This is a genomic window from Proteus vulgaris (genome assembly GCF_016239305.1).
Taxonomy (GTDB): domain Bacteria; phylum Pseudomonadota; class Gammaproteobacteria; order Enterobacterales; family Enterobacteriaceae; genus Proteus; species Proteus vulgaris_C.
Genome location: NZ_JAEHOQ010000002.1, coordinates 20,781 through 36,160, shown reverse-complemented (window position 1 = coordinate 36,160; position 15,380 = coordinate 20,781). Strand labels below are relative to the sequence as shown.

14 protein-coding genes are annotated in these 15,380 nt (G+C 33.5%); 4 read left to right on the top strand and 10 right to left on the bottom strand.

All coding sequences use genetic code 11. The features are described 5' to 3' along the window. Positions 1-6: 6 nt before the first annotated feature. The 5 genes from JEP40_RS01690 to JEP40_RS01675 form a co-directional block, all read right to left on the bottom strand. Positions 7-1,458, bottom strand: a complete 1,452-nt coding sequence (locus JEP40_RS01690; RefSeq protein ID WP_198622164.1) for an AMP nucleosidase — start codon at positions 1,456-1,458, stop codon at positions 7-9. Positions 1,459-1,524: 66 nt separating this feature from the next. Next, complete coding sequence (locus JEP40_RS01685) at positions 1,525-2,538, bottom strand: hypothetical protein (protein WP_198622163.1); 1,014 nt, start codon at positions 2,536-2,538, stop codon at positions 1,525-1,527. A 140-nt stretch (positions 2,539-2,678) separates the two neighbouring features. Beyond that, the gene (locus JEP40_RS19170) at positions 2,679-2,810 is read right to left on the bottom strand and encodes a hypothetical protein (RefSeq protein WP_269814744.1); all 132 of its coding nucleotides are present in this window, start codon (positions 2,808-2,810) and stop codon (positions 2,679-2,681) included. Between the two features lie 136 nt (positions 2,811-2,946). Then, the gene (locus tag JEP40_RS01680; RefSeq protein ID WP_198622162.1) at positions 2,947-3,855 is read right to left on the bottom strand and encodes an AEC family transporter; all 909 of its coding nucleotides are present in this window, start codon (positions 3,853-3,855) and stop codon (positions 2,947-2,949) included. A gap of 191 nt (positions 3,856-4,046) precedes the next feature. Continuing rightward, positions 4,047-4,532 carry a GNAT family N-acetyltransferase gene (locus JEP40_RS01675; RefSeq protein WP_198622351.1) on the bottom strand — a complete coding sequence of 162 codons (486 nt, stop codon included), beginning with the start codon at positions 4,530-4,532 and terminating at the stop codon, positions 4,047-4,049. 137 nt (positions 4,533-4,669) lie between these two features. On the opposite strand from JEP40_RS01675, the gene JEP40_RS01670 reads away from it, so the two are divergent. From JEP40_RS01670 to JEP40_RS01660, 3 genes are read left to right on the top strand one after another with little or no spacing between them, the layout of a single operon-like run. Next, positions 4,670-5,779 (top strand): glycerol acyltransferase, encoded by a 1,110-nt coding sequence (locus JEP40_RS01670; protein ID WP_198622161.1) that lies wholly within the window; start codon positions 4,670-4,672, stop codon positions 5,777-5,779. Further along, entirely contained in the window at positions 5,773-6,654 is an 882-nt protein-coding gene (locus tag JEP40_RS01665; protein WP_198622160.1) for a phosphatase PAP2 family protein, read from the top strand. The genes JEP40_RS01670 and JEP40_RS01665 overlap by 7 nt, the downstream gene beginning before the upstream one ends. Further along, positions 6,638-9,151 (top strand): PEP/pyruvate-binding domain-containing protein, encoded by a 2,514-nt coding sequence (locus tag JEP40_RS01660; protein ID WP_198622159.1) that lies wholly within the window; start codon positions 6,638-6,640, stop codon positions 9,149-9,151. The genes JEP40_RS01665 and JEP40_RS01660 overlap by 17 nt, the downstream gene beginning before the upstream one ends. An 80-nt stretch (positions 9,152-9,231) precedes the next feature. Here the strand turns inward: JEP40_RS01660 and JEP40_RS01655 are convergent, their stop codons facing one another. Further along, the gene (locus JEP40_RS01655) at positions 9,232-9,711 is read right to left on the bottom strand and encodes a hypothetical protein (protein ID WP_232799120.1); all 480 of its coding nucleotides are present in this window, start codon (positions 9,709-9,711) and stop codon (positions 9,232-9,234) included. Positions 9,712-9,968: 257 nt separating this feature from the next. Here JEP40_RS01655 and catA point away from each other — a divergent pair, with 257 nt between their 5' ends. Beyond that, the gene (gene catA, locus JEP40_RS01650; protein ID WP_198622158.1) at positions 9,969-10,610 is read left to right on the top strand and encodes a type A chloramphenicol O-acetyltransferase; all 642 of its coding nucleotides are present in this window, start codon (positions 9,969-9,971) and stop codon (positions 10,608-10,610) included. A gap of 93 nt (positions 10,611-10,703) precedes the next feature. On the opposite strand, the gene JEP40_RS01645 is transcribed toward catA, so the two are convergent. The 4 genes from JEP40_RS01645 to JEP40_RS01630 form a co-directional block, all read right to left on the bottom strand. Next, entirely contained in the window at positions 10,704-11,696 is a 993-nt protein-coding gene (locus tag JEP40_RS01645) for an alpha/beta hydrolase family protein (protein ID WP_198622157.1), read from the bottom strand. Between the two features lie 169 nt (positions 11,697-11,865). Continuing rightward, positions 11,866-13,431, bottom strand: a complete 1,566-nt coding sequence (gene ahpF / locus JEP40_RS01640; protein WP_198622156.1) for an alkyl hydroperoxide reductase subunit F — start codon at positions 13,429-13,431, stop codon at positions 11,866-11,868. 70 nt (positions 13,432-13,501) lie between these two features. After that, the gene (gene ahpC / locus JEP40_RS01635; RefSeq protein WP_006536680.1) at positions 13,502-14,065 is read right to left on the bottom strand and encodes an alkyl hydroperoxide reductase subunit C; all 564 of its coding nucleotides are present in this window, start codon (positions 14,063-14,065) and stop codon (positions 13,502-13,504) included. A 285-nt stretch (positions 14,066-14,350) separates the two neighbouring features. Beyond that, positions 14,351-15,001 (bottom strand): hypothetical protein, encoded by a 651-nt coding sequence (locus JEP40_RS01630; protein ID WP_198622155.1) that lies wholly within the window; start codon positions 14,999-15,001, stop codon positions 14,351-14,353. Positions 15,002-15,380 lie beyond the last annotated feature (379 nt).

Below are 15,380 nucleotides of genomic sequence, written 5' to 3'. Positions count from 1 at the left end.
TACAATTTATCTGAAAGGTGGTTCATTAAATGTTCTCAATTTTCGAGAGTGTAAGTTACTTTCTTCTTGCTTAAGTAACTCAATAGCTTGAATACCAATTTGCAAATGTTCTGACACAGCCCCCTCATAAAAATGATTCGCTTGGCCAGGTAATTTAATTTCACCATGTAATGGTTTATCAGATACACATAATAATGTGCCATAAGGAACACGAAAACGATAGCCCTGTGCTGCAATAGTGGCACTTTCCATATCAACAGCAACCGCACGACTTAAATTAAATCGTCTGGCTGAAACCGAAAAACGTAATTCCCAATTGCGATCATCCGTTGTAACTACAGTTCCTGTTCTTAATCTTTGTTTTATTTCATGTCCTGGTTTTCCACTGACTGCTTTAGTGGCGTCATAAAGTGCACGTTGTACTTCTGCAATATTTGGGATCGGGATATCTGGTGGTAAAACATCATCTAAAATATGATCATCACGTAAATAAGCATGGGCTAAAACATAATCACCAAGTTGTTGGCTTTCACGTAATCCGCCACAATGACCAATCATTAACCAAACATGGGGCCGTAAAACTGCCAAGTGATCACAAATTGTTTTCGCATTTGAAGGACCAACACCAATATTAACTAATGTTATTCCGGGGCCTTCTTTTGCGATCAAGTGATAGGCAGGCATTTGATATTTCTTCCAAGTTAAATCTGATATTAATTTTTCAGGATCAACGGTTTCTGCCGTAATTCGTTGAAACCCAGCGCAGGAAAGTGCGCAATATGGACTATTTTTATCCGCAACTTGATCACATGCCCAACGAACGAATTCATCGACATAACGATTATAATTCGTATATAAAATATAGGGTTGAATATCTTCAGGCAATGTTCCAGTGTAATGTTTTAAACGTGCCAGTGAGAAATCAGTACGTAAAGCATCAAAATGAGAAAGTGGCAATATTTCCCTATCACAAATTAAACCATCGGTAATTTCATCACCAATTTTAGATAGATCAGTTGTTGGAAAATATTTTGCTAAAGAGGCACTCATTTTTCTATCAAAACCAATACCTGTTCCATCAATTACAAAAGGATAAGGGATCTCTTGTTTTGAGGCGCTGACTTCAAAAGTTGCATGATAGGTATCAGCAATAAGTTGTAATTGTTCTGACAAATAGTTTTCAAATAAAGCAGGATTAGTAATAGTAGTGGAATAAGTACCTGAACGAGACAAACGTCCATAAGCTCTCGTTTTATCTTCTGTTTTTATTTCACCTGACCAATATACTGTTAATTGAGGATAAGCAAATAACCCTTCAGCTCTTTGCTTTACATCAGGTAATGTTCCATTTTGTGCATAATCAACAATTGCATTACGTAAAGCGTCAACGGCGCTTTGATATTGCTGTTTTAGTTTGATAATAATATTTTGAATTTCAAGGTAATGAAGTTGTGACATAAAAAGAGCCTTTTGCTTATTATTGATTTATAGCCATCATAGCAAGAAGCTCTCTTTATCCCAAGATCAAGATTTTAATAAACTATATTCAACTTTACTTTCATTAGAAAAAACGGTTAGTTTTTTTATTAGGTCAGGATTAAATTCAAATTTGATATTCATACTTTCTTCCAGCAAAGCAAATCTATTTTGTTTATAATTAAATTTATCACCAATACTATCTTCCATTCTTTTTACTATTTCATTTTGATATTCAGCTAATGCGGCATCTAACTTTTCTCTTGACATAGGAGCATCAACAAAATTTTTAATGTATAAATTCATAGAGTTATAATCAAAGTCATTTAAAATAACACCTGATAGCTGACTTACTTTTTCAATATCAGACTCTATAATTTCCTTTTTATTGTTAACAGTTATAGTATATATGTTATCTTTCTTTTCTATATTAATAGATGTCTTTCCTGTAAAGGGCGAGTACATTGAAGCAATAGGCTCATATTTTTCAAAAGAATCTTTTATTATTGGAAAAATACCTTGATTAAGCAATTCAAAGATAATCATAGTGTCTTTATTATTTAATGATTTAAATTTATCTTCTAATAAAGTAATGTCAGATATATTTTCACTATTGAATTTCAAAACATATCTTGAAATATCTTTCGCTACCTGATCTCTCAGTTTTTCATAATTATGCTGATACGTGGAATCATATATATTTTCGATTAATTTCTCAGTATCAATGTTGACTAAAAATTTTTTACTATTTTCTTTTAAATATTCATATTTATCATTGAATGTTCCTTTTGCTTCAAAGGCATTAAGAGTAAAGCTTTTTTCATCAAGATGATTTTTATTATTAATACACTCCATAAGAATTGCTCTAAATGCTATAAATTTTTTCTCATAATCTTTTATGTCATTACTTAATGTAGATAATTTATAGTAATTATTAATAAATGCATCTAGTTCTTCACTACTATAATTTTTTAAATCCAAATTAAGTTCATTCTTTATAGTTTCAATAAATGGTGTAATATCACTGTTAAATTCAATAAAACCATCATTAAAATCAATCATATAAGATATGGCATCATTATCCAATTTATATTGAAAATTATTTCTATACTGCTCTCCAGCAAGTTTCTTTAAATGAAAAAAATCTCTGTTTTTTTCTAGGGTTGTTGTTTCTTGGCTAAAATAAACATTCTTAATTAAGGTTAATACTTTTTTTCCTGACTAAATCCAAACCAATCTTTTATTTTCCCCCAAATACTCATTATATCAGATGGTGAATTATCTGATAATTTACTTATTTTTTCCTGACTAATATTCGCATTTAAAATTTTCATGTTAATTTTTATTTCCATCTTAAGCAAATGAAAAATAAAGATAATAAAAAATAAAATTTTTTAATATAAAAAAACACCACAAAACCATGCTTAATTAAATACAAATAATATTTTACTTAAATATGTGTTTTAAAAATCACACTGATAGCAAGCTTAATACAATAGGCAGTGTAATTGCTGCAAACATTGTTTGAGAAGTAATAATCCCAGCCATTAGTTCAGAATCCCCGCCAAGTTGTCGAGTTAAAATATAGGAAGTAGGCGCAGTAGGAATAGAAAAGAAAATAACTAAAAGTATTGTTACCAGTGGTGATAAATCAAGAAGATAGGCAATACCATATGCTATTACCGGTACAATAAGTAAACGAGTCACAGTATTAATGCTAATCATTTTACTTTCTGCTTTTAACGTTGATAGATGTAACGCTGCACCAATACAAATTAGACCTAAAGGTAAACTGGTTGCGGCTAATAACTTAAGAAATTGATCACTACCCAAAGGAAGCCCTATTCCAGATAAATTGATCACTATTCCTATAATGCAAGAAATAATTAAAGGATTTTTAATAATAGGTAATGCCAATTGACGCAATGTTACATTTTGCCCAGCCGTTAAACAAAGTACGGAGGTCACATTTGATAGTGGAACTAACGTTGCCAATATTAATGCAGCTATCCCTAATCCCTCAACACCAAATAAATCAGCAACAATCGCTAAACCTAAATAAGTGTTAAATCGAATATTACCTTGAACAATTGCACCAAAACGCCCAGCATGCCAACCTGTAATTTTTTTCAATACAGTACATAATAGAGTGATAATAATGACCACAGAAAAAATAGCCCCAGCAAGGTGGGGTAATTGAGGATCAGATAAAGGTGCATTTGCTAGGCTATTGATCAGTAACGCAGGAAAAAGTAAAAAGTAATTTAGCTTTTCAGCACCGACCCAAAAAGCAGGTTCAAACGTTTTATTTCTTCTTAAAATTGCACCTAGCGCAATTAACGCAAATAAAGGCCATAACGTTAATAACACATTTTGCATAATATTTATCCTAAAGATGTCTTGATACTTTACAATATCGTAACATCAGAGCGATTGCTATTTTATGTTGTTAATACAATAACCAACTCAAAATATGATAAAAATATACCAATATCGCACTTTCAGAATAGCATTTTTTATTCTAAGCTCATTACGTACAAACTTTCTTTTTATGAGCATAAAACCCAAAGCTAATCTAAATCAATGTACATTCGATAACAATGGAGGTTTGCCTTTGCTAAACTTGAATAATAGTCGCGCTCTTCTAATGCTTTAAAACCTTGTTTTAAATAAAATATTACTGCGTTAGGTGTTGCGTCCAAAAATAACCTTTTTTGCCCTCTCTTTATTGCTTCATGTTTTAACTGTTTTAAAATAAGTCCTGCAAATCCTTTCCCCATATATTCTGGCAATGTAAAAATCGCTTCAGCAAAACCTGTTTTGACATCTAAAAAACCAGAAGCTACAGGAATTTTATATTCTTGGTAATCAATCACATAAAATGGATTATCGAGAATAGCTTGTCGATATCCATCTGGCATTTCATCGGGTGTCCAAGCAGCTAAAATATCTTTTGGGTAAACATTTTCACAGCCAAATCGTAGAGCTTGATTTCGTAAATACCACAATCGTTTTGCTTCCTGTGGTTCAGCAAGTCTAAGTTGAATCATACTCATTTCCGTCTTATTCATTAGAATTAAATGCCTCAAAGCAGTGAAAAATTTTATTCTAATAGTGCATTTTAAATTTTTTAGTGTTACTTTTTTCTAGAGCATGATATGTTTTTGTAGAAGGAATAATGTAAGGAAATCTTATGCCTAATTCAATATTACCTTCACCAATAAAAAAAACCTCCTCTTTTGTTGCTGGTTCCGAACTTCCTTTTTATTATCAATTCATATCCACCTCAATTAGAGAAATCTATTTTTCAAAAATTTCACTTATTTACCATAATAGATATCAAATCGAAAATACACATCCAAAGCTAATTCTTTGTAGTCATCGGAACAGTGCTTTTGATGGTTACATTGCATTGAAGGCATTTCCTAAAGCTCAGGCTTTAGCATCAATACAATTATTAAATAGTTACATAATGAAGACTTTTTTCACGGGTATTCCCGTAGTTAGAAAAAAGGATAGACAACGTTTAGGTATAAATGCAAATATATTTTCAAGCCCCTCAGATGCAGCAATTGCACATATAAAAGCAGGTGGAGATCTACTTTTATTTCCAGAAGGCAGCAGTGAGTGGGGTTTTCAGCCATTACCTTACCAACGAGGAGCAGCAAGAATTATTAGAACATTAATCAGTGAGGGAGTAGATTTTGATATTATTCCTATGGGATTGTTTTATATAGCTCCTGATAAATTTAGTTCAAAAGTTGAGGTTTATATTGGTGAAAATATATGTATAACCTCACAAAAAGATAATTTATCAATCAGAGAATGGGAACAAAATATTCATACAGAAGTAACTACATCACTAAATAAAATCTCTGTTAATTGCCCAAACATTGATATTTTTGAGAAAGCATCAGCCTATGCTTTTAATAAAAACAAGGACGGTGATTCTTATGCTGAATCCTTTATTGACTATCAAAACAATCTATCACAATCAAATAATGACAATCAAAATATAGAAATAAATTCTCAATCTTCTATATTAATTTGGCGTTATATTTCATTTTTATTTATGTATATTTTATCCCCAATATTACTTTCATCATTTATTGCATCTTATTTTGCTGATGCCCGTAATACCGTTAGCTTCTTTAAAATATTAGGTGGTGCTATTGCCTCAGCAATTTGGCTTCCTATCTTAGTCATGCTCCTATTCTTTTCCCCCTTATTTATTGGTATAAGCTTAGTTAGTGCACTATTCGGCTTCATATTGATAAGGAAGAAAGGCGCCCAAATATGTTAACGACTAAAGCTAGGATGCTTTTCAACCACCTATTCTCTGTACAACTCTTTATTATTTGGGGACTTGGCACTTATGGTAGTTGGTTAACTCATGCTACCGAGATGCTAACGCCTATTTTCTTAGGTTTGTTCTTATGGATTTTATTGGTTTTTGTTGGATATAAAAATCAACATTCAACATATCATTCACGATTTTATTGGTTAGGTTTGTTACAACTGATTGTATGCTGGACTATTTTTCCCTTATTTAAGTCAATTCGCTATGGATTATACCAATGGAGTTTTGATGATATTTTATATACTTTGGATAAATTCTTATGGTTTGGAAAAAGCTTACCTGAATGGTCCATTTTTTTACAATCAGGATGGTTAAGTGAATTTCTTTCTTTTTGCTATTTTAGTTTCTACTTTTTGATTATTGGCAGCGCCCTTTTCTTCTTTTTTAGCCAGAATAACACACTGACTAAAAACTATTTTTTCGGTTTAATGCTGATGTATTTTTTTGGTTTTATTGGTTACTTCACTATTCCAGCCGCAGGCCCTTACTCTGCATTCCCTTCTGATTTTAACTATCCTGTTTACTCTGGCAGCATGACACTATTTCTGACTGATCTCGTTGATAAAGGCATTACAGGAATGGATGTTTTTCCTTCATTACACACAGGGATAACGCTCTATATTGTTGGTTATTTCTATTTGTCTGGTTATCAAAAAACAGCTTATTGTTTATTTCCTATCCTAATAGGGCTGATTTTGGCAACTGTATATTTACATTACCATTATGGCATTGATGTTATTGTCGGTGCTTTACTTGCATTATGGGTGCTTTACATCACTGGTAAAAATAATAAGGTCGAATATGGAACTCATTTATAAAATTAACGAGCCTATTGCTTCAGAAGTTTCTATTAGCGGAGGTAAAGGTGCAAGTTTAGCGAAAACCATTCAATCATTGCCTGTTCCTGATGGTTTAATTCTTTCTTGCCAAGCTTATCAGCTATTTATTACGCCTTTGCTCCCTAAAATTAATCTTTTATTATCAGATAAAAAGCAAGAAATTGAATCAGTTAGTAATAATATTCGGCATCTTATTTTACAAGCACCTATGCCTGAAAATTTAATTCATTCTCTAAGCACAATGTTAAATAGTCTTCAGCTGAATGATGTCGCTTTGGCCGTACGATCATCCGGAACATTGGAAGATATGCCTGGAGCAGCTTTTGCTGGCCAGCATGACACGTTATTAGGAATTAAAACGTTACCTCATTTGCTAGACGCCATTCGCCAATGTTATGCCTCTTTATGGCATACTCACGTTATGCTCTATCGCCAGCATTTAAATTTACCGCATACTCAAGCATCAATGGCTGTTGTATTGCAAAGAATGATTGATGTTCAAAAAGAAGAGGCTGCAGGCGTTGCTTTTTCTGTTGATCCTGTTCAAGGTTCTCTTTCTACCGTATTAATTAATGCAGCCTTCGGTTTAGGTGAAACCGTAGTTGCAGGTGAAGATCCTGTCGATGAATTTCTCGTTGACAGAGAAAGCTTAGAATTAAAGCAAACAACAATTTCTCAAAAAATAAATGCCATAGTGATGATTAATAATGGCACTAAAATTTTACCTCTCGAACCTCAAAATCAATCTATACCTTCTTTAACACCTGAACAGTGTAAACAAGTGGCTGAGCTGGCTATTTTAGCCGAAAAATATTTTGATTTTCCACAGGATATAGAGTGGGCATTTCATGACGGTAAATTATGGCTTTTACAATCACGAAATGTAACACAAATAGCCCCAATTTGGACTCGCGAGGAATCAGCAGAGAGATTTCCTAATCCAATTACACCGTTAACTTGGGATATGTGTGAAGCAGGTTTTCATTCATCATTAAATTTTAGCCTTAATCTTATGGGGCTTCCTTCATTTAATGGTAAGTGGTTTGGTATGCAAGATTACTATATTTATGGTAATCAAAATGCAGTTTCTTTGTATAGTAATCGGCTTCCAACCTCAATGATGAATGATTTACCTACCCTATTAAAATCTTTGCCTGAAATAGCGCAAAAATTTAGTTGGGTACAAGAATTACCTATTACTTGGATGCGCGATTTAGATAAATATTTAATCTCAATCGGAGCATTAATGAATGAACCATTAGAAGACAAAAACTTGTCCCAATTATGGGATTATGTGCAAAGAATTAATAAATTAGGTGCTGATTACTTCTTACCTAATATTGCTATATCCTTGACCCAACGCTCTCTCTATTCAGCATTAATGGCCTTGTTAAAACTCTTTTTTAAAGAAGAAAAATATGCACATACTGCATTCGACAATTTAATTGCAATGTCTGAAACTAAGACAGGGCAAGTGAATGCGGAACTTTGGACTCTTTCTCGTTATGTTCGTCAGCAACCTAAACTTCTCAAGCTTATAACATCTATTATTCCCGAAAGCATTATGCAAGAAATTGAAGAATGCGATCCCCATTTCCACCAGCAATTCTCCTTATTTTTAGCAAACCACGGCCATCGAGAATTAGATTTTGATGCGTATCATCCAACTTGGTTAGATGCGCCACACATTGTATTGACTCAAATTAAGGCAATGGCAGATTTAACTGATGATAAACAAGCGGATGATCCATTAGGTAAAAAAATTCTACAATCAGAAACTGAATTTTCAATTATTTCTGATGCTCCCGAAGAGTTACGTTTTTTCTTACAAGAGATTATCCGATTAGCTAGAGTTTATACTGCACTTGATGACTTAGAGCATTATCAAACAACACGATTGGCCTTACCTATGCGTCGCGGATTAAAAGCATTAGGAGAGCGACTAGTTATTCGTAGTGTTTTAGACTGCCCAATGGACATTTATTTCGCAAATGAACAACCTTTAGCTGATGCAATTCTTGCAGATACCCCTAATGAGTGGAATCAGCTACGCCATCATATATACCAAAATAAAGCTGGGTATTTAAAAGCAAAATCAGTTACCCCACAATGGGTTTATGGCGAAGATGGCAGTGATGAAATTAATACAAATGAGCACCTACTAAAAGGGTTGGCTGGAAGTGCGGGCATTATTGAAGGTGAAGTTTATCTTGTTCATGGCCCTGAAAATTTTGCCGAATTTCCACAAAATGCCATTTTAGTTGCAAGAACGACCAATCCAGCTTGGACAGCACTTTTTTATCGAGCCTCCGGCATAATCACAGAAAGCGGTGGACCATTATCTCATGGTGCTGTTACTGCCAGAGAATTAGGATTACCAGCTATTATGGGCGTTCGTAATATATTGAATATTTTAAAGAATGGGCAAAGAGTGAAAGTTGATGGGCAAAAAGGAGTTATTGAGATTTTATCTTAAATTTTTGAAAAGTCATTCGCCTTGTTTAGAAAAAGTATCTAGAAAGATGCTTTTTCTAATTTTATATAACATATTTTTAACTAATTATTTTCTTTGGGATCTTTATTAATGTCGATATCGACTTTATAAGCAGAAGGTGCAAGTAAGGCAATCAACCCACCTATTAATAAAATAACAAAAAATACCATCAACACGTTTGGTGCATTAAAGAGTAAATATGGCATTAATAATATAGGGCTAATAGTGAAGATAAGTGAAATAATGACTGGATAACTTATACCAATATCTCTAACTCGTTGTGATAAAATCAAAGTGAATATGTAAATTTGTATTATTAAAAATACGATTTCAATTAAACCATATGGAGTAAAAGAAAATTGATAATAAAAGACACTTCCAATTATTGAATCCACACTATCAGGGTAAAGTAATATATACCATCGATATACTAAGTTTTCGACAATAGCAAATAAAATTGACCAAGCAATTTCTAAACCTAAGAAAGAGAGTCTTCCACGTCTTTGTTGTTTCCATTGATAAGCAAGTTTAGCTTGCATCATAAATCCCTTCATTTTTTAAATGGCAATCTTTATCTTTTTTATCATAATACACTTAATACCTTTCTCCAAAAAAATGTTATTTTAAATTAGCGTTAGCACAAAAATACCTTTAATATCTAATGATTAGTGTAATAATATGTTTTATTATCTTTTATAATAATTAAATATTTAAGGATTTATTATGCTATCTATTCAGACAACCCGTTTAGCCCTTCTTCGTTAAAAATACTTATCACTTAACAAGAAGGGCCTAAAAAATGAACTATGAAAAAATCGATTTAGAGCAATGGAATAGAAAAGAACACTTTTTACATTATCGTCATAACTTGCAATGTGGTTTTAGCTTAACAACAAAAATAGATATTACTGCCTTAAAGAGTGTAGTAGCTAAAAATAATCTTAAGCTTTATCCTGCAATGGTCTATTTGATTGCGAAAACGGTTAATTATTATCCTGAATCTAGAATGGCAATCAAGGATGATGAATTGGTTATTTGGGATTATGTCAATCCTGCATATACGATTTTTCATCCAGAAACGGAAACTTTCTCAGAATTATGGAGTAACTATTTTGAAGATTGGTGTTCTTTTTTAGAAGGATACAGTCAAGATTATCAAAAATATAAAGATAATCTGAATCTATCTGCAAAACCTAACTTACCTGAAAATCATTTCTGTATTTCGATGATCCCATGGGTAAGTTTTGATGGATTTAATTTAAATATTGCTAATGTAAGAGATTATTTTCCTCCTATTTTTACTATGGGAAAATTCACTCAACAAAATGATAAATTTTTATTACCAATATCCATTCAAGTACATCATGCTACTTGCGATGGTTTTCATATAGCAAGAATGATTAATAAACTTCAAGAGTTATGTAATGAGTTTTCAGGTTAATCATATTGATTTTTAAATAAATAACTTGCTCTTCTATCAATTAAATAAAAGAGCAAGTTATTAAAATAAATCTTTTAAGTATAAGCTAAATTATTATCGAACCTGTTTATTTATCCATTTAATTTCTTCATTGGTAAATCGGATATTGCTTTCTTGATTTGTATCAATATCTTGTAAAATCTTATCTTTAATTAATTTACTGACAGGAACAATAATATTGAAGTGATCACCATTTTTAATATTATATATTTTTAATGGGATGTCATGCATCATTGCAACGGTACGTAACTCATTAAATTCATTCCAAAAATAGTCACGACCTTCGAAATAAAATGTTGGTGTTTTTATCGATTTAATATAACGATATACTGAGCGAACATTAAATTCTTCTTCGTTATTTATATCAAAAGGTAATTCAACTATCATATTTCCTTCAGCTCGTAATTTAAGATCAGGTATTCCGCCCAAAGAAAAAACCGCTCTAAATTTATCACTATACTCACTCGCTAATAATGCTCGTGTTCCGCCAGTGCTATGACCAACTACATAAATACGTTTAGGATCAATATAAGGTAATGATGCTAAATATTCTCTAGCAGAATCTAAATCTTCCAGTTCACCATAAAACATTTCATAACGACCAGGATTAGTATTTTCACCACGAAAAGATGGGATCATTAGCACCATATTGGGGTCACGGAAAGTAGCCCCTGTTTGGTCATTATCAACCGGTTTAGGTTGCCAAAAGTAATCATCTCCCCCTATTCCACCGTAACCTCCATTTAGCCAGATCACAGCAGGTAACTTCGTTTTTTTATTTGTCGGAGGTGGTGTTAAATAGGCATACATATCACCGGGTTTAGCGGGATATTTAACAACATTAAATATTTCTGATGGCGCTTCCCAAGGTGGATCAATATTATCAAAACTGTCATTTATAATATGAGTTTTAAAACGCTGATGCGCTTCAAATAAGGTTTCATCACGAACTTCGATATCTGCATTGACAGAAAAAGAGCTAACACTTACCAAAGAAAAAAGAAGTGCAGGAACAATTTGTCTAAAACTCATCATTTTTATATTCATATCAATCAACTTCCCTATAGATTATTTAAGTCGTGAGATAATAGCATAGGTTGTTTGGGGTTGATGAATAGAGATTTTTCGATAAATTAAAAATTGAAGATAGAAAAAAAGCATCTCAATTGAGATGCTTTTTACAATACTAACTAGTTTATTTTTAAGTCTAGTTTGCTTATTTTGCAGTCGTGCGAATCAAGTAATCAAATGCGCTAAGTGAGGCTTTAGCACCCTCGCCGGCGGCGATAATGATTTGCTTATAAGGTACTGTTGTACAGTCACCCGCAGCAAAAACACCTTTAATATTGGTTTCACCACGAGCATCAACAATAATTTCACCCATCTTATTACGCTCAACAGTACCTTCTAACCACTGTGTATTAGGTAATAAGCCGATTTGAACGAAAATACCTGCTAGCGCAATATCGTGCATAGAATCATTGGTGCGATCTTTATATTTTAGACCAGTTAATTTAGTACCATCACCATACACTTCTGTAGTTTGAGCATTTAAGATAACCTCTACATTGCTTAAGCTACGCAGTTTTTTCTGCAATACAGCATCGGCTCTCATTTCTGGCGCAAATTCTAATACTGTGACATGTTCGACTAAGCCTGCTAAGTCAATTGCAGCTTCAACACCTGAGTTACCACCACCAATTACAGCGACTCTTTTACCTTTAAATAGTGGGCCATCACAGTGTGGACAATAAGTTACACCGCGAGTACGGTACTCATTTTCACCGGGAACATTCATATTTCTCCAGCGAGCACCTGTTGCAATAATTAAGCTACGGGTTTTTAAAATTGCACCTGATGCTGTTTCAATTTGGTGTAATTCCCCTTCTGATGCGCCCGGGATTAAACGACTAACTGTTTGGCTATCAATCACATCCACTTGGTAATCATCAACGTGAGCTTTTAATGCACCTGCAAGTTTTGCACCTTCTGTTTTTGGTACAGAGATATAGTTCTCAATATCAACAGTATCAAGAACTTGACCACCAAAGCGCTCACCAATAAGACCAGTATTTAAACCTTTACGTGCTGAATAAACAGCAGCTGATGCACCTGCAGGGCCACTACCAACAATCAATACATCAAATGCATCTTTTTGGTTTAATAATTCCGCAGTACGCTTTTCTGCATTGCTGTCTACTTTGTTAACGATTTCAGCTAAAGTCATACGACCTTGACCAAACTCGTTACCATTTAAGAATACAGCAGGAACGCCCATAATATTACGTTCCTGAATTTCATTTTGGAACATGCCTCCGTCGATCGCTGTATGTGTGACCTTCGGATTTAAAATCGCCATTAAGTTTAATGCCTGAACAACATCAGGGCAGTTATGACAAGAGAGCGAATAATAGGTTTCGAAATGAAACTCACCGTCTAACTGACGAATTTGTTCAAGTAATTCTTGTGCTTCTTTTGATGGGTGACCACCGGTTTGCAGTAATGCTAAAACCAATGACGTAAATTCATGGCCTAATGGCGAGCCTGCAAAACGAACACCGGTTTTTTTTCCTGGGTTAGTAATAAGAAAAGATGGTTTACGTACATTAGCGTTATTATCTTCACGATAAGTGACTTTATCGGATAATGGTTCGATTTCTTTTAATAGCGCTTGAATATCAGCTGAATGTTTACTGTCGTCTAATGTTGCTACTAACTCAACTGGCTGGGTTAATCGTTCTAAATAAGCTTTCAATTGAGCTTTTAAATTATTATCTAACATTTTTGCACCCTCAATAAAATCGGGTGCCGAAACACCCGATAAATAACTTTTTTAGTGGCTTAATTCTTATTTAGATTTTGCCAACTAAATCTAGTGATGGAGCTAAAGTTGCATCACCTTCTTTCCATTTTGCAGGGCAAACTTCGCCTGGATGGCTAGCTACATACTGAGCAGCTTTAACTTTACGTAGTAGGTCTGATGCATCACGACCAATACCTTCAGCTGTGATTTCAATTGCTTGGATGATACCTTGTGGGTCAACAACGAAAGTACCACGGTCTGCAAGACCTTCGTTCTCACGCATATTTTCGAAGTTACGAGTTAATGCGCCAGTTGGGTCACCAATCATACCATATTTGATTTTACCAATAGTTTCTGAGCTGCTGTGCCATGCTTTATGGGTAAAATGTGTATCGGTAGAAACTGAGTAGATTTCTACGCCCATTTTTTGGAACTCAGCATAATGATCCGCTAAGTCACCTAATTCGGTTGGGCACACAAAAGTGAAGTCTGCAGGGTAAAAGAAGAAAACGCTCCATTTGCCTTCGACGTCCTTTTCAGTCACTTCTACGAATTGACCGTCTTTAAATGCCATATTTTTGAATGGTTTGATTGGGGTATTAATTAAAGACATTGTATTTCCTCCTGTTTGGTATGGGAACTAATGTACCTATTCCACTTGAGAATAGCTAATACATTCCTACTATCAGTTCAATAGGTTTTACCTAATGAGTTGAAGAAATTGATAGAGATAGGTTAACGAAATGTAGCTATTAAAGCAACAAAACAACAATGACCGTATGCCTTATTTACTATCAACTACTCTCTCTATTTAATATCCTTGCCTTAAATGGCGATATACTTACAACATTATGAATTATAAAAATAATAACTCAACCTATCACAGATTAGCTCAATATTATTGTGCTAATTTAGCCGGCTTAAGAATAGTATATGTACACTTAAATGCTGCTTTTTGAATACGATAAATATCTTGGCTATCCGTTGTGGATTGAACGACCGCATCACCCGGTTGAAAGCGTTGCAATTCTCCCCATGGAGCTTTCATTGCAAAAGCTGGTGTAGATACTGGCACAATAAAATAATTCATTTCGATCCCTTTCGGGATAAAAGGTTGATAATCATTAGGATAAGACACTAAATTAATTTCATTCTTTTCTACAGTATTGTAACGTTGAGCAAATTTAGCTTTTCTTACCAATATTTCTTCATTACCTGTTTCTGGACAGATATTTTGCACTACCCAATCCCCCACTTTTGCAGGTTCAGAGACCGTTTCAACACCTTCACCTTTAATAATGGTTGTGATGATTTCGCCTTCTTTAGCTGGCCTTGCCAATACAGGTTTGGTTTTAATAGCAACACCTGTGATCCCCGCTTGCTGAGCTTGAGTAAAATAAGCTACTCGCTCTTTTTTTGGTAATTGTGAAAGGTCATCTGCAGATACGAAGAAAGGAATTAAGGCCAAACCTATTAATAGTATTTTTATTCTATGGTTCTTATAGATCTTGTTATTACCCGAATAGCTGTTTTGTGTATTGAAAGGCATTGAATTGTTTCCTGCTAAATATTAATCGTACTTAAACACGTTATTTACATCTGTAATCGTTAAACCGATTATGGCAGGAAATAAAACAATGGCACGAGTAAAATCAGTTATCTAGCCGAGAAAGATCAAAAAATCGAGAGATCTCACAACTTAAAAAAGAGAACATGTAATTAAGGGGAAAAGGTTCAAGCAATTAAGTAAAGCGTTAAGATTCCTTTCATTAAATCTATTAGCCTTCCTTTTATCAGGTATTTGAGGTTTTATATGCTTATCGCTATACATATATAAAGAGAGAAAGACTCCAATTAACAACAGTACGTTAAAATTTGAAGTCTTTAGGTATGGGACTAATGCCTAATTTAAAGTATCAAAAATAAAA

Bases quoted from the DNA above. Each gene is read 5' to 3' on its own strand.
- JEP40_RS01665 (WP_198622160.1), top strand. From the start codon at position 5,773: ATGTTAACGACTAAAGCTAGGATGCTTTTCAACCACCTATTCTCTGTA.
- ahpF (WP_198622156.1), bottom strand. From the start codon at position 13,431: ATGTTAGATAATAATTTAAAAGCTCAATTGAAAGCTTATTTAGAACGA.
- JEP40_RS01645 (WP_198622157.1), bottom strand. From the start codon at position 11,696: ATGAATATAAAAATGATGAGTTTTAGACAAATTGTTCCTGCACTTCTT.
- ahpC (WP_006536680.1), bottom strand. From the start codon at position 14,065: ATGTCTTTAATTAATACCCCAATCAAACCATTCAAAAATATGGCATTT.
- JEP40_RS01680 (WP_198622162.1), bottom strand. From the start codon at position 3,855: ATGCAAAATGTGTTATTAACGTTATGGCCTTTATTTGCGTTAATTGCG.
- JEP40_RS01690 (WP_198622164.1), bottom strand. From the start codon at position 1,458: ATGTCACAACTTCATTACCTTGAAATTCAAAATATTATTATCAAACTA.
- JEP40_RS01670 (WP_198622161.1), top strand. From the start codon at position 4,670: ATGCCTAATTCAATATTACCTTCACCAATAAAAAAAACCTCCTCTTTT.
- JEP40_RS01630 (WP_198622155.1), bottom strand. From the start codon at position 15,001: ATGCCTTTCAATACACAAAACAGCTATTCGGGTAATAACAAGATCTAT.
- JEP40_RS01655 (WP_232799120.1), bottom strand. From the start codon at position 9,711: ATGATGCAAGCTAAACTTGCTTATCAATGGAAACAACAAAGACGTGGA.
- JEP40_RS01675 (WP_198622351.1), bottom strand. From the start codon at position 4,532: ATGAGTATGATTCAACTTAGACTTGCTGAACCACAGGAAGCAAAACGA.
- JEP40_RS19170 (WP_269814744.1), bottom strand. From the start codon at position 2,810: ATGAAAATTTTAAATGCGAATATTAGTCAGGAAAAAATAAGTAAATTA.
- JEP40_RS01685 (WP_198622163.1), bottom strand. From the start codon at position 2,538: ATGATTGATTTTAATGATGGTTTTATTGAATTTAACAGTGATATTACA.
- JEP40_RS01660 (WP_198622159.1), top strand. From the start codon at position 6,638: ATGGAACTCATTTATAAAATTAACGAGCCTATTGCTTCAGAAGTTTCT.
- catA (WP_198622158.1), top strand. From the start codon at position 9,969: ATGAACTATGAAAAAATCGATTTAGAGCAATGGAATAGAAAAGAACAC.